The sequence below is a fragment of the Streptomyces sp. NPDC002138 genome (genome assembly GCF_040296485.1).
In the GTDB taxonomy this organism is placed as follows: domain Bacteria; phylum Actinomycetota; class Actinomycetes; order Streptomycetales; family Streptomycetaceae; genus Streptomyces.
In genome coordinates this window covers 137532-150812 of record NZ_JBEOXE010000001.1, presented here as the reverse complement: position 1 = coordinate 150812, position 13281 = coordinate 137532, and the positions used below count along the sequence as shown (strand labels likewise).

The 13281-nt window shown below is 72.5% G+C and carries 14 protein-coding genes; 4 read left to right on the top strand and 10 right to left on the bottom strand.

Annotated features, from left to right (window positions below; all coding sequences use genetic code 11):
• Positions 1 to 22: 22 nt before the first annotated feature.
• The 6 genes from ABT084_RS00715 to ABT084_RS00690 all read right to left on the bottom strand — a co-directional run bounded on the left by ABT084_RS00715 (position 23) and on the right by ABT084_RS00690 (position 4437).
• Entirely contained in the window at positions 23 to 442 is a 420-nt protein-coding gene (locus ABT084_RS00715; protein ID WP_351037369.1) for a response regulator, read from the bottom strand.
• On the bottom strand, positions 439 to 1584 hold the full coding sequence (locus ABT084_RS00710; RefSeq protein WP_351037367.1) for a PAS domain-containing sensor histidine kinase: 1146 nt from the start codon (positions 1582 to 1584) through the stop codon (positions 439 to 441). Before ABT084_RS00710 ends, ABT084_RS00715 begins: the two co-directional genes overlap by 4 nt.
• Positions 1581 to 2264, bottom strand: a complete 684-nt coding sequence (locus ABT084_RS00705; RefSeq protein ID WP_351037366.1) for a response regulator transcription factor — start codon at positions 2262 to 2264, stop codon at positions 1581 to 1583. Before ABT084_RS00705 ends, ABT084_RS00710 begins: the two co-directional genes overlap by 4 nt.
• The gene (locus tag ABT084_RS00700) at positions 2264 to 2608 is read right to left on the bottom strand and encodes an STAS domain-containing protein (protein WP_351037364.1); all 345 of its coding nucleotides are present in this window, start codon (positions 2606 to 2608) and stop codon (positions 2264 to 2266) included. Before ABT084_RS00700 ends, ABT084_RS00705 begins: the two co-directional genes overlap by 1 nt.
• 278 nt (positions 2609 to 2886) lie before the next feature.
• Entirely contained in the window at positions 2887 to 3552 is a 666-nt protein-coding gene (locus tag ABT084_RS00695; protein ID WP_351037362.1) for an NADPH-dependent F420 reductase, read from the bottom strand.
• A gap of 54 nt (positions 3553 to 3606) precedes the next feature.
• Positions 3607 to 4437, bottom strand: coding sequence for an inositol monophosphatase family protein (locus ABT084_RS00690; protein WP_351037360.1), 831 nt, complete (start codon positions 4435 to 4437; stop codon positions 3607 to 3609).
• Between the two features lie 114 nt (positions 4438 to 4551).
• Between ABT084_RS00690 and ABT084_RS00685 the strand changes: the two genes are divergently transcribed.
• The gene (locus ABT084_RS00685; protein ID WP_351037358.1) at positions 4552 to 5463 is read left to right on the top strand and encodes a LysR family transcriptional regulator; all 912 of its coding nucleotides are present in this window, start codon (positions 4552 to 4554) and stop codon (positions 5461 to 5463) included.
• Positions 5464 to 5567: 104 nt separating this feature from the next.
• On the opposite strand, the gene ABT084_RS00680 is transcribed toward ABT084_RS00685, so the two are convergent.
• Both ABT084_RS00680 and ABT084_RS00675 read right to left on the bottom strand, forming a co-directional pair.
• Entirely contained in the window at positions 5568 to 6320 is a 753-nt protein-coding gene (locus tag ABT084_RS00680) for an alpha/beta fold hydrolase (RefSeq protein ID WP_351037356.1), read from the bottom strand.
• Positions 6317 to 6940 carry a TetR/AcrR family transcriptional regulator gene (locus ABT084_RS00675; protein ID WP_351037354.1) on the bottom strand — a complete coding sequence of 208 codons (624 nt, stop codon included), beginning with the start codon at positions 6938 to 6940 and terminating at the stop codon, positions 6317 to 6319. The genes ABT084_RS00680 and ABT084_RS00675 overlap by 4 nt, the downstream gene beginning before the upstream one ends.
• A 215-nt stretch (positions 6941 to 7155) precedes the next feature.
• Between ABT084_RS00675 and ABT084_RS00670 the strand changes: the two genes are divergently transcribed.
• The 3 genes from ABT084_RS00670 to ABT084_RS00660 are packed head-to-tail and all read left to right on the top strand — an operon-like array spanning position 7156 to position 10666.
• On the top strand, positions 7156 to 8832 hold the full coding sequence (locus tag ABT084_RS00670) for an NAD(P)/FAD-dependent oxidoreductase (RefSeq protein ID WP_351037352.1): 1677 nt from the start codon (positions 7156 to 7158) through the stop codon (positions 8830 to 8832).
• Positions 8829 to 10298, top strand: coding sequence for an ATP-binding protein (locus ABT084_RS00665; protein WP_351037350.1), 1470 nt, complete (start codon positions 8829 to 8831; stop codon positions 10296 to 10298). Before ABT084_RS00670 ends, ABT084_RS00665 begins: the two co-directional genes overlap by 4 nt.
• Complete coding sequence (locus ABT084_RS00660) at positions 10295 to 10666, top strand: UBP-type zinc finger domain-containing protein (protein WP_351037348.1); 372 nt, start codon at positions 10295 to 10297, stop codon at positions 10664 to 10666. Before ABT084_RS00665 ends, ABT084_RS00660 begins: the two co-directional genes overlap by 4 nt.
• A gap of 11 nt (positions 10667 to 10677) precedes the next feature.
• Here ABT084_RS00660 and ABT084_RS00655 read toward each other — a convergent pair whose 3' ends face one another.
• On the bottom strand, positions 10678 to 11829 hold the full coding sequence (locus ABT084_RS00655) for an ARPP-2 domain-containing protein (RefSeq protein ID WP_351037347.1): 1152 nt from the start codon (positions 11827 to 11829) through the stop codon (positions 10678 to 10680).
• On the bottom strand, positions 11826 to 13265 hold the full coding sequence (locus tag ABT084_RS00650; protein WP_351037345.1) for a hypothetical protein: 1440 nt from the start codon (positions 13263 to 13265) through the stop codon (positions 11826 to 11828). Before ABT084_RS00650 ends, ABT084_RS00655 begins: the two co-directional genes overlap by 4 nt.
• Positions 13266 to 13281 lie beyond the last annotated feature (16 nt).

Here is a 13281-nt window from a genome sequence, read left to right as displayed (position 1 = left end):
TCGGCGCCGGGTCGGCGGGAAGCTACCGCCGCGCGAGGACTTCGGCTCCGAGGGCCCGGATCTCGGCCAGCAGCCGGGCGTTGGTGATGCCCTTGACGAGGTACCCCGCGACGCCCGCCGCGGCCATCGCGGTGCGCGGGCCCTGGTCGCCGTACGCGGAGAACACCAGGACCCGCACGCCGGGGACGGCGCGGATGATCTGCTCGGCGGTGTACGGTCCGCCGCCGGGGAAGCGTACGTCGAGGACCACGACGTGGGGCTGGCGGGCGGCGGCGAGCCGGATCGCCTCGTCGGCGTCGGCCGCGCTGCCGGCCAGGGCGAAGTCGGGCTGGGCCACGATGAGCGCCGCCAGCGCCGTACGCAGCATGTCGTTGTCGTCGCAGATCAGCACGCGCAGGGAGCCTTCGGGCGTGGCTGCCTCGGACGTGAGGGACTCGGTCACTCCGGCTCCTGGGGGGCGGTCCGGGAGTCGAAGCTCCTGGGGTCCGGCGAGCCGGGCAGGGGTTCGTCCAGTACGCCCGACGGCAGGTCGGGCACCCAGAACTCCACGGTCGTGCCGCGCCCGGGTTCGCTGCGCAGGGTCCACCAGCCACCGGCGGTCTCGGCCCGTTCGCGCATCTCCATCAGCCCGAAGTGCTCCTGCGCCCTGCGGGCGACCGCCTGGTGTCCGGTACCGTCGTCGGTCACGCGGACGAGCAGGCCCCGGTCCGCGGAGGCGATGCTGACCCGTACGGAGTTGGCCCGGGCGTGCTTATGGACGTTCAGCAGCGCCTCCTGCACGATCCGGAAGATGGTGATCGCGGTCTCGGGGGCGGGTTCGCGCTCCAGGTCGTGTTCCAGGAACCGCGTGAGCCCCCAGCCGTCGGCCACCACCTCGTCGAGGTGCTGCGAGAGCGACTCGACCAGGCCGTGCCGGTCGATGCCGGGCGGCTGGAGCCGGAAGGTGAGGTTGCGCAGGCGGCCCACCGCCTCGCGCACGGACGCGTCGAGCTGGGCGAGTTCGTGCGCGTAGGGCTCGCCCGCCTGGTCGGCGAGCAGCTGCAGCCGCATGCCGACGGCGACCATGGCCTGGATGGAGTCGTCGTGTACGTCCCAGGCGATGCGGCGGCGTTCCAGCTCCTGCGCCTGCACCAGGTGGGTGAACAGGCGACGGCGTTCGGTGAGCGCCTGCTCCGCGGCGCGGCGCTCGGTCATGTCGCGGGTGACCTTGCCGAAGCCCCGTAGTTCGCCGGTCTCGTCGAAGAGGGGGGTGATCACGACGTTGGCCCAGAAGCGGCTGCCGTCCTTGCGGATGCGCCAGCCCTCGTCCTCCAGGCGGCCTTCCGCGATGGCCGCCTCCAGCTCCAGGTGGGGCTTGCGGGCGGCGATGTCCTCGGGCGGGTAGAAGGTCGAGAAGTGCCTGCCGATGATGTCCGCGGCACGGTAGCCCTTGATCCGCTCGGCGCCGGCGTTCCAGGTGGTCACGCGGCCCGCGGGGTCGAGCATGAAGATGCCGTAGTCGAGGACGCTCGTGACCAGCAGGGTGAACGCCGTCTCGGTCGGGGCGAGGGCGCCACCGGGTGCGGCGGGTCCGTTCCGGGTCATCGCAGGAGGCCCTCACGGCGGGCCACCGCGACCGCCTCCAGCTGGGAGCGGGCGTCGAGCTTCTCCAGGACCCGCTGGACGTGGTTCCGGGCGGTGTTGAGGGCGACGCCGAGCCGCTGGCTGATCTCGGCGGTGCCGAGGCCGTCGCCGAGCAGGCCGAGGGTCTCGCGCTCGCGCGGGGTCAGGGCGGAGCCCAGGTCGGCGGTCCGGCCGGTCAGCCGGTCCAGCGCTCCGCTGAGCAGGCCCTTGCTGAACACCACTTCACCCGCCGCCACCAGGCGCACGGCGTCCAGGAGTTCGCTCAGACTGCCGACCTTGAGGATCAGCCCCGAGCCGCCGGACTCGGCGACGCGGGCGGCCACCGCCGGGGTTCCCTCACCGGTCAGCACCAGGACCCGGGTGCCGGGGGCCGCGGCCTTGAGCCGGGCGATGGCGGCGATGCCGTCGCCGTCGGGCAGCCGCCGGTCCAGTACCACGACGGCGGGACGCAGCCGGGCGGCGTCGGCCAGCCCGTCCGTCAGGGACAGACTGCGGCCGACCACCTCCAGGTCGTCGGTACGGTCCAGGGCGAGCCGGATCGCCTCGGCCACCATGTCGTGGTCCTCGACGAGCAGGATGGTGATGCGCCCCCCTGCGGTGCGCGGCGCGGGGTCGGTCGTGGTCAGCGGTGTCGACGGCATCAGACGGTCCTCGGGGGTAGACGCGGCACGCTGACGGTGAACAGTTCGTCGACGCCCGTGAGGGCGAACAGTCGGGCCACTTGTGCGCGAGCGCCCTCCACGCACAGCGGGCTGCCGATCCTATCCGCTGTGGCCTTGGCTTCCAGCAGCACGTTGAGCCCCGCGCAGTCGCAGAAGCGCAGCTCCGCGAGGTCGAGCACGATACGGCCGGAGCGGCGCGCGAAACAGTGGGTGAGGGCGGCACGCAGCTGCGCGGTACCGTCCAGGTCCAGCGCGCCGACGAGTCGGAGACCGGACACGTCGGTGTCGAGTACGTGGCTGACCTCGAACAACGGGCCGGTCACGCGGTGTCTTCTCTCATGTGGCAGCCCCAGACTGGGTAGTGAGCACCAGTCAAGAGTAGTGAATCTGCACTAGAAGAAAAGCCGATCCGTTGAATCGCATCGCGGCGCGGCCCGCAGGTGTCGACCTTCCGGGAGGGGGCAGGCGGGAGTTCATGACCTTCATCGCGCTGTTCCTCGTGCCGATCGGGCTGGCCCTCCTCCTGCTGACGGCCGGCCGGCCGCGTCGGCACGGCCACCACCGCGCCGGCCACTGACGCGGCGGGGCCTCCCCCTGCCCGTCAGCGGGCGAGCGAGACGGCGAAGGGCTGGAAGCCGCGCCGCCGCAGGATGTGGGGCACGACCAGGATCATGGCCTCGGTGGCGCGGGCGGTGGTGATGTCACCGAGGTCCTCGACCCAGCCGGGCTGCCAGCCCAGATCACCGAGCAGGCCGGTGACGGTCCCCTTCGCGTCCTCGTCGTCGCCGGAGACATAGGCGGTCGGCGGGGTGTCCAGGATGTCGGGTGCGGTCATGACCATGAACAACATGGTGTTGAGGGTCTTGACCACACGCGTGTCGGGGAGGGCCGCCTGCAGCTTCTCGGCGAGACTGCTGCCGGGGTAGCACAGGTCGCCGGGCAGGCCGTCATCGGTGTCGCGGGTGGCATTGGAGACGTCGACGAGGATCTTTCCGGCGAGTTCGTCGCGCAGGTCGGTGAGGCGGTCCAGGGCGCTGTCGCCGGGCGTCGCGTTGATCACGATGTCCGCGGTGCGGGCGGCGGTGCGCTGGTCGGCGAGGACGACGCGGGGTGCGGTGCCGTCGACGCGGGGTGCGGCCCCGTCGGAGGGGACGGCGCTGTCCGCCGGGCTCCGGCTGCCGAGCGTGACGTGGTGTCCGGCGGCGGAGAGCTTGTCGGCGAGGTTCTTGCCGACGCGGCCGGCGCCGAGGATGCCGATGCGGGTCATGGGGTGGTGCTCCTTGCGCTGTGGGGTGGGTGGAACGGGTCGGGTGGGGAGCTGTCAGACGATCGGCGACAGGACCTTGAGGGCGGCCGCGTGGATGCCGGGGGCCGCGGCCAGGAAGTCGCGGCCGGCCGTGCTCCAGGGTTCACCCGCCAAGTCGGTGACGACGCCCCCGGCTTCGGAGACCAGGAGGGCGCCGGCGACGAGACCGGAGCGGACGTCGGAGAACTGCCAGAACGCGTCCGTGCGACCGGCCGCGACGTGGATGAGCTGCATCGTGGCGGGCACGGACACGCGCACGACCAGGCCGGCCACGAGCATGGCGGTGACCGAGTCACCGATCCGCCGGAAGGTGCGCTCGTCCTCGCCGGGCTTCGCCTGACCGGTTCCCACGAGCGCGCCGCCCAGGTCGGTCTTGGCGGACACCGTCATCGGCCGGCCGTTGAGACGGGCCCCGCCACCGGCGACCGCCGTGTACGTGTCGTCGGTCAACGGGAGGTGGACGACGGTGAGCACCGGCTGGTTGTCGCGGACCAGGGTGGCGGTCACGGCCCAGTCCTCCATGCCGTGCACGTGGTTGATGTTGCCCTCGGCGGGGTCGACGACCCACCACTCCCCCGGCGGGAGCGCGCCACCGGCCAGCTCGTCCTCGGCCCACTGCGATCCGTGCCGGGCCCGCAGCAGCGGTTCCCGCAGCACGTCGAGCACCGCGGCGTCGTTGGCGTGGATCTCGGCGACGATCTCGGTCAGGCTCGTGCCCCGGGCGTGCGGGGTGTAGCGGTCGCGCAGGGTGCGCCCGGCGGCTTGCACCGCGGCGGTCACCTCGGACATGAGGGTCGCGTCGGACATGAGGGTCGCGTCGGCGTCGAAGGGCGTGGCTGTGCTCATGGCGGGCTCCCTGGAATCGGTGGTCGCGGGCCGCTTCGTCCTGCCCGCCCTCTGAAACTAGGCCGCCTCGCCATGAACGACAAGTGCATGCTATTCAGTTGTAGAGTTACTCCCATGCAACTGGATTTGAACCTGCTCACCGCCCTGGACGCGCTTCTGGAAGAGGGCAGCGTCGCCGGAGCCGCCGCCCGGCTCCATGTCACCGCACCCGCGATGAGCCGTTCCCTGGGCCGCATCCGCAAGGCCACCGGTGACCAGATCCTGGTCCGCACGGGCCGCAGCATGGTCCCCACCACCCGCGCGGTGGCCATGCGCGCCGAGGTCCACGCCCTCGTTCAGCAGGCCCACCGGCTCCTGTCCGCGCAGCAGGATCTCGAACTGGCCTCTCTGGAGCGCGTGTTCACCGTTCGCTGGCACGACGCGCTGACCGCCGCCTGCGGTGCCGCCCTGACCTCGGCCGTCCACCGCCAGGCCCCCGGCGTCCAGTTGCGCCTGTCCGCCGAGGCGGGCACGGACACACCCGAGTTGCGGCGGGGAGAGGTCGACCTCGAAAGCAGCTCCGGCCTTCCGTCCCTCCCCGACGTCCGCCACCGACTCGTCGGCAGGGACCGGCTGGTCGTCGCCGTGCGACCGGGTCACCCGCTGGCCGAGGGCCCGCTGACTCCCGAGCGCTACGCGGATGCGGAACACCTCACCGTTTCGCGGCGCGGGAGCCTGCGTGACCCGATCGACGACGCCCTGACCGCGCGCGGTCTCGGCCGCCGGGTCGTGGCTGCCGGGCCCACCGCCGCCTTCGCGCTCCAACTCGCCCTGGGCAGTGACCTGGTGGTCACCATGCCCGACGCCGTCACCCGGGCGGCCCGGGAGCAGCTCGGCCTCGTCACGCTGCCGCTGCCGCTCCCGCTGCCGGACGTCCCGTTGTACCTGCTCTGGCACCAGCGTTACGACGAGGACCGCGCCCACGCCTGGCTGCGCGACCTGGCCACCGAAACCGTCCGGGGGCTGTTCGCACCGCGCGATGCCTGACCGGCGCCCGGCCGGGCCGCCGGACCGCCGGGCCGCCGGACCGCCGGACCGCCGGACCGTACGATCGCCGACCGTACGATCGCCTCCGCGACCGGCCGATCCGTTCAGCCGATGCCCGCGAGGAACGGGACGAGCGCCTCGATGAAGGGATCGTTCCGGTCGCCGACCACCATGTGTCCCGCGTCGGCCACGTCCACGTACCGTGCGCGGGGCACCTCGGCGCAGAACTCCTGGGCAGCGGCCTCGGTCACCATGTCGCTGAGCGCGCCGCGGACGAGGAGGACCGGCACATCGGCGTGCCGTGCGGCGCCCAGGAGACGCTCCGCCCCGCCCGGCGGGTCCATCCGTCCCGCGAACCAGTCCATCACCCGGGGGTCCCAGTGCCGGACCGCCTGGTCACCGTCCGGACGGTGACGCATGAACTCGACGATGCGGCGGGTCCCGCGGGGATCCGGTCGATGAGCCACATCGACGAGCACCAGCGCGCGAACCGCCGCCCGGGGTTCCTCTCCGGCGGCGAGCAGTGCGCCCAAACCGCCGAGCGAGGCCCCGACGAGCAGCGGCCGTCCGCCGAGTGCGGATACGAGCGCCCGGACGTCCCCCGCGAACAGGCCGAGGTCGTAATCGCCGTCGGCCGACCATCCGCTGGCGCCGTGCCCGCGCAGGTCCGGAGCGATGACCCACCACCCCAGCGCGGCCAGCCGGGGGCCGGACCGGTCCCAGGCGTGCCGTGTCTGGCCCCCAGCGTGCAGCAGGACCAGCGGTGGCGCGGACGGATCGCCCCAGGTGTCCGCCGTGAGCCGGACCCCGTCACGTCCCACGAAGGTGCGCGGCCGTGACGACGCGTCGGCCGTCATCGCGCGCCCCCGCCGCGCAGCGGCGCCAGCAGCTCGTCGCGGTGGGCATCCGCGGCGGCCGCGGCGAGCGCGACGTCCAGGGCGAACAGGGCCCGGGCGAGGAACCGGTCGTCGTCCGTCAGGCCCGCGACCCACTGGTGCAGAGCGCCCACGCACGAGGTGCCGACGACGGCGGCCAGCGCGTCCGTGTCGACGTCGGCGCGCAGGATCCCCCGCGACCGGGCCGCGGCCATGGCCCGGCGGAGCTGGGTGAGCGGGGTGCGGGCCAGCACGAGGCCGCTCTCCTCCCACTCCCGCACCACGCGGCGGGAGACCGCCGGGTCGGCCACGAACAGGTCCACGGTCACCCGGACCACCTCGCGCGGGTCCCCGGCTTCCAGCCCCGTCAGCCGGCACTCGAGTGTGTCCGTGAACCCGTGGGCAAGGGCCTCCCAGATCTTCTCGCGCGGTCCGATCAGGTTGTACACGGTGGCCGGAGCGACCTCGGCCCGCTCGGCGATGCGCTCGGTACTGATGAGCGACTCCGGATTCTCCCGCAGGAGTTCGCGCGCCGCGTCGAGAATCCGGCTCCGCCGCCGGGCCTTGTGATGCTCACGCAGCCCCCCTTCGGATGCCTGCATGCGCCCACGCCCCCTTCGCCAATTTTTAGATACCTCTATAAATTTAGAGGCCACGCTAAAGAGTGACAAGCAATGCGCGCGGTGACCCGGCGGGCACCCGGTGCGGGCGGGAACGCGGCATCCGGAGCGGGGCCGGGCGATCGAACATACGATGGGCGGGAAACGGTGCGGGCGGCACGCCCGCCGCCGCACCCAGAGGACCTGGGGTGGAACGTATGACACAGGCCGCCGAGACCGCGCGGACCGTCATCCTGACCGTGGACGACGACCCGGGGGTCTCCCGTGCCATCGCCCGCGACCTGCGGCGTCACTTCGGCGCCGGGTACCGGATCGTGCGCGCCGAGTCCGGTGAGTCCGCGCTCGAGGCACTGCGGGAGCTGAAGCTCCGGGGTGACCTGGTGGCGGTGATCCTGGCCGATTACCGCATGCCGCAGATGAACGGCATCGAGTTCCTCGAGCAGGCCCTCGCCGTCTATCCGGGGGCCCGGCGGGTGCTGCTCACCGCGTACGCCGACACCAACGCGGCCATCGACGCGATCAACGTGGTCGACCTCGACCACTACCTGCTCAAGCCCTGGGACCCGCCCGAGGAGAAGCTGTACCCGGTCCTGGACGACCTGCTCACGGCCTGGCGCTCCAGTGACTACCGGCCGGTGCCGGCCACCAAGGTGGTCGGGCACCGCTGGTCGGCGCGTTCCTCGGCCGTGCGGGAGTTCCTGGCCCGCAACCAGGTGCCGTACCGGTGGTACTCCTCCGACGAGCCGGAGGGGCAGCGGCTCCTGGAGGCGGCCGGGGCCGACGCCCAGCGGCTGCCCGTGGTGATCGCGCCGGACGGCGCGGTGCTGACCGAGCCGGAAGCACCCGATCTGGCCGCCCACGTCGGGCTCGCGACGACGCCGACGGCCGATTTCTACGACCTCGTGGTCATCGGCGGCGGCCCGGCCGGGCTCGGGGCGGCGGTGTACGGGGCCTCCGAAGGACTGCGGACCGTACTGGTCGAGCGGTCGGCGACCGGTGGACAGGCGGGCCAGAGTTCCCGCATCGAGAACTACCTCGGTTTCCCGGACGGGGTGTCCGGGGCGCAGCTCACCGAGCGCGCGCGCCGCCAGGCGGGGCGGTTCGGCGCCGAGATCCTCACGGCGCGCGAGGTCACGGGGCTGGAGGTGAACGGCTCGGCGCGGGTCGTCCGCTTCTCCGACGGTTCGGCACTCGCCGCGCACAGCGTCATCCTGGCCACCGGGGTGTCGTACCGGCACCTCCTGGCACCGGGCTGCGACGAGCTGACCGGCTGCGGGGTGTACTACGGCTCCTCGCTCACCGAGGCGGCCTCCTGCCAGGAGCAGGACGTGTACATCGTGGGCGGCGCCAACTCCGCCGGTCAGGCCGCGATGTACCTGACGCGCGGCGCGAAGTCGGTGACGCTCCTGGTGCGCGGGGCGTCCCTGGCCGCGTCGATGTCGTACTACCTGATCCAGCAGATCGAGGAGGCGCCGAACATCACCGTGCGCACCCGCACGGTCGTCGAGTCGGCGCACGGCCAGGGACACCTGGAGCAGCTGACCCTGCGGGACGTGGACAGCGGTGCGACCGAACTCGTCGACGCCCAGTGGATGTTCGTCTTCATCGGCGCGGCCCCGCTGACCGACTGGCTGGACGGTACGGTGCTGCGCGACGAGCACGGCTTCATCCTGGCCGGCCCGGACCTGACCCCGGACGGGCGGCCACCGGGCGAGTGGGCGCTGGACCGGCCGCCCTACCACCTGGAGACCAACATCCCCGGCGTGTTCGTGGCGGGTGACGCGCGCGCCCGGTCGGCGAAGCGCGTCGCGTCCGCCGTAGGAGAGGGAGCCATGGCCGTGATGCTCGTCCACCGGTACCTGGAGGAGTCATGAGCGGGCAGGTCATGCCCTGCGGGCCGCAGGAGATCGCCTCGCTGTTCCTGTTCGAGAAGCTGACCCCGGAGCAGCTCGGGCAGTTGTGCCGCGAGGGGCGGGTGGAGCGGTTCGAACCCGGCCCGGTGTACACCGAGGGGGACCCGGCCACCTGCTTCTTCGTGATGATCGAGGGCACGGTCGTCCTGTCCCGCCGGGTCGGCGGCGACGACGTCGAGGTGAGCCGCACCTCGCAGCGCGGCGTGTACGCGGGAGCCATGCAGGCGTACCTGGGCGACCGGGTGCCGCAGACCTACACCAACTCGATGCGGGTGACCGAGCCGACGCGGTTCTTCGTGCTGCCCGCGGAGTCGTTCGCGTGCGTCATGCAGGAATGGTTCCCGATGGCCGCGCACCTGCTGGAGGGGCTGTTCTTCGGCGCGAAGGACAGCCAGCGGGTGATCGGCCAGCGTGAACGGCTGCTGGCCCTGGGGTCGTTGTCCGCGGGGCTCACCCACGAGCTCAACAATCCGGCCGCGGCCGCCGTACGGGCCACCGCGTCGCTGCGGGAACGGGTGGGCAAGATGCGGCACAAGCTGGCCGTCATCGCCCGGGGCCCCTACTCGCGCGAGGCCCTCGCCGAGCTCATCGAGATCCAGGAGCGCACGGCCGAACGCGTCGCCAAGGCACCGGTGTTGAGCCCGCTGGAGGCATCGGACCGGGAGGACCAGCTCACCGACTGGCTCGACGACCACGGCATCCAGGAGGGGTGGCGGATCGCGCCCGTCTTCGTACAGGCCGGGCTGGACACGGACTGGCTGGAGCAGATCGCGGCGACCGTGGCCGAGGACATCCTGCCGGGGGCCATCGGGTGGCTCAACTACACGGTGGAGACCGAGCTGTTGATGGACGAGATCAACGACTCCACCGCCCGCATCTCCCACCTCGTGGACGCCGCCAAGCAGTACTCGCAGCTGGACCGCGCCCCGTACCGCGTCGTCGATGTGCACGAGCTCCTCGACAGCACCCTGCTGATGCTGTCCGGCAAGATCGGCCCCCGGGTGCGGGTGGTCAAGGACTACGACCGCTCCGTACCGGATGTACCGGCCTACCCGGCGGAGCTGAACCAGGTGTGGACCAACCTCATCGACAACGCCGTGTCCGCGATCAGGAGCGGCGGCGGTGACGGCGACGGCACGCTGACGGTCCGCACCGCGCGGGAGGGCGACCGGCTGCTGGTGGAGTTCCGCGACACCGGTCCGGGCGTCCCGGCGGACATCCGCAGCCGCATCTTCGATCCCTTCTTCACCACCAAGCCGATCGGCGAGGGCACCGGGCTCGGCCTCGACATCTCCTGGCGGATCGTCGTCAACAAGCACCACGGCAGCCTCCAGGTCGAGTCGGAACCGGGCGACACCCGGTTCCAGGTGCTGCTCCCGCTGACCGCCGAGGAATCAGCGACCACGACCACCGAGGAGCCCGTATGACCACCAGCGACAACACCGGCGCCGACACCGGAATCGATCCCCGCGTCCCGCCCTCCGGCACGGGCTGCCGCGAGTGCGACGCGGCCGGCGGCTGGTGGTTCCACCTGCGGCGCTGCGCCCGGTGCGGCCACATCGGCTGCTGCGACTCCTCGCCGGGCCAGCACGCCACGGCCCACTGGCAGGCCACCGGTCATCCGCTCGTGCAGAGCTTCGAGCCGGGCGAGGACTGGTTCTGGGACTACGCCACCGACGCGCTGTACGAGTCCGGGCCCGAGCTGGCGCCACCGGCCGGACACCCCGCCGACCAGCCGGCGCCGGGCCCGGCCGGCCGGGTCCCGCGGAACTGGACGGATCTGCTGCACGGCTGAACGGGGTCCGTTCAGCTCCGGCGAGACCGTTCCTGCTTCCGGTATGCGTCCAGAACGTCCTGCCGGAGCAGGAAGCCGAAGCCCGCGGACTCCAGGCGCAGGCCCAATTGCGCCTCGGTGACGCCGAGACCGGCCGCGGTGTCCGCCACGTGCCAGTCGTGGGAGGCCAGTCGGCTGAGCAGATGGCCGCGGCGGACCTGGCTCTCCGACAAGCGGAACGTCTTGAGGTAGACGACCCTGCCCGTGTCGTCGGTGATGGCCTCACCGATGTGGTTGTCCTGCTTGGGGAGGAACGGCGGCAGGAACCGGGACAGGGCGAAGCGACCCATCCGGTACACCGTCTGCCAGCTGTACGCGCCGTCCAGCAGGGTGGCGGCCATGGTCGCGTCGTGGAAGCGCGTCCACGCGTGCTCCTGCTCGGCGGCCGCGGTGCGCAGGTCGGCCAGGGAGCGGACCCGCGCGTCGGGGATACGGGCTCGGAAGTCCTGTACCGGCGGCATCAACAGGGCGTAGTGGTGGATCAGTTCGCCGTACAGGTCCCGCACGAGCGTCGGGTGGAGCGCGCGGTAGTCATCGGGATGCGGGACCACGAACGCGGCGGCGAGCGCGTCGGCGACGTAGATCATCACGCCGCACTGGCCGGGGTGGATCTCGAAGACGCGCAGCGCGTCGGCGAGCCCGCTCACCTCCGCACCCAGGTACGCCTCTTCGACCCGGGGCGAGAGACCTTGCCGGATCGCGCGCTGCGACCACTCGTCCCAGGCGATCGAGGGACCGCCGAAGTGCAGGGCCAGGTAGCCCTCCAGGGCCAGGTGCATGGGCAGGAACCGCAGCCGGTCCTTGGCCTGGCGGCGGGCCATCCTGCGGTGGAAGCGCAGGCCCATCGTGGCGGTGGGAGCCGCGTCACCGTCGGCCGAGAGCTGGGTGCCGTAGGCGGCCGCCGGCGTGCCGTCGCCCGTCCAGCTCGCGACGAATCCGTGCGGGATGTAGGAGACGTAGGCCGCGCGCGGGCCGACGTCGACCAGCCCTTCGCCCTCGCCGTACGCCTTCGTGCCCAGGCGGAGGTCGAGGACGGGTTCGTCCCGCACGAGCGGCACCAGGCGGACGGCGCCCCAGACCTGGGAGGGGCGGGTGGCCAGGCCGGTCAGGTCGAGCGTGGTCATCGGGCCTCCTCGGGGCGGCGGCCGTGCGTCATGCGCAGCGCGCGGCTCTCCATGTAGGCGGTCAGTTCGGCCAGGCCGGTCCGCCCCTCCGCGAACTGGGCCAGCTCCACCAGCGCGGGCAGGTCTTCGGCGTCGCGGATGCCCGCGGTGGGCACGGACGGGGACAACCTGCGCACGTCGAAGTCGGCCGCGTCGTATACGGGGTTGAGGTGCACGATGCTGGTGCCGCGCCCGGGGTCGATCCGGGTCCGCCACAGGCGCAGCACTTCGGCGGCCAGACCGGGGGGCGCGTTGTCCCAGCCGTCGGAGACGATCACCAGCCGGGACGGGGCGGTGTCCAGCGCGTCGAGGATCCGCCGGCCCAACGGCGTCGGCCCGTACGGGTGGGTCAGCAGCGCGTCCGTCCGCCCGGACGTCCACAGTCCGGTGTAGCTGCCGGCCAGGGCCGCGAGCAGGTGGTGGCAGGCCAGGGCGACGGCGAGCGGCCGACGGCGCTTGTGCCCCGAACCGGAGGCGGAGAAGCTGTCGTCCAGCACGGCGGTGACCGTTCCCCAGGTCCCCCGGTGGCGGCCGGCCACGCGGGCGGCGGCCGAATCCAGGGCGCGGGTCAGCTCGGCGCGCCGACGCAGGCGGTCTGCGACGGGCATCGAGAGCACGTAGGCCGCCAGTCGGGTCAGGGGCATCCCCGCCAGGTCCGCCCGGACACCCGTGGCCCCGTGCCTGCTCGCGGATTCCTGGAGCCGCAGGGTCTCGAGACGGGTCATCCGCGGGGCCATCCGCTCCAGGAAGACGGTCCGGGGTATGCCGTGCCGGGCGGCGAAGCCTTCGGCGGCCGTGTAGGGCAGCCCGTACAGGGCGCCCTGCTCGTAGTGCGCGCGGCGCCAGGTCTCCAGGAGGGGCGTTTCGTAGCGCGCGCGGGTCCGCGGCGCGAACACGAACGTCGCCAGTTCGTCGTTGGCGGGGACCAGGTGCGCGTGGCGCAGGGCGCGCTTGAGTCCGCCGCGGTATTTGACGGCGTCGAGGGCCGGGTCCGGGCGGGCGGACAGCCAGTCGCGCATGATCGCGCGGGTGCGCCGGTTGTTCACCCGGGCTCGGCGCAGCGCGCCGAAGAGGCGGTACACGCGCTGCGGCGGCAGCATGGCGAGGCGGCCCTCGATCAGCCGGCCCTCGCTGCGGCGCTGCTCGGCGGTGGCCTCGCGGGTCGTCTCCAGCAGGTGCCGGATGATGAGCACCGCGTTGTGGTCGTTGATGTCGAGCGCGAGGATCCCGGCGTACAGGTCCCTGTAGTTCCCCAGCATGTAGGCGTGGAGGAAGTCCAGCGACAGCCGCTGCTCGTCCGCGTCGCTGTGGAATTCGCGCTGGCCGGTCGACGTGATCGCGGCGTTGACGAAGAGCAGCACGTCATCGGCCGCGATGAGGTCCCCGTACGATTCCATCCGGCCCCGGCCCTTT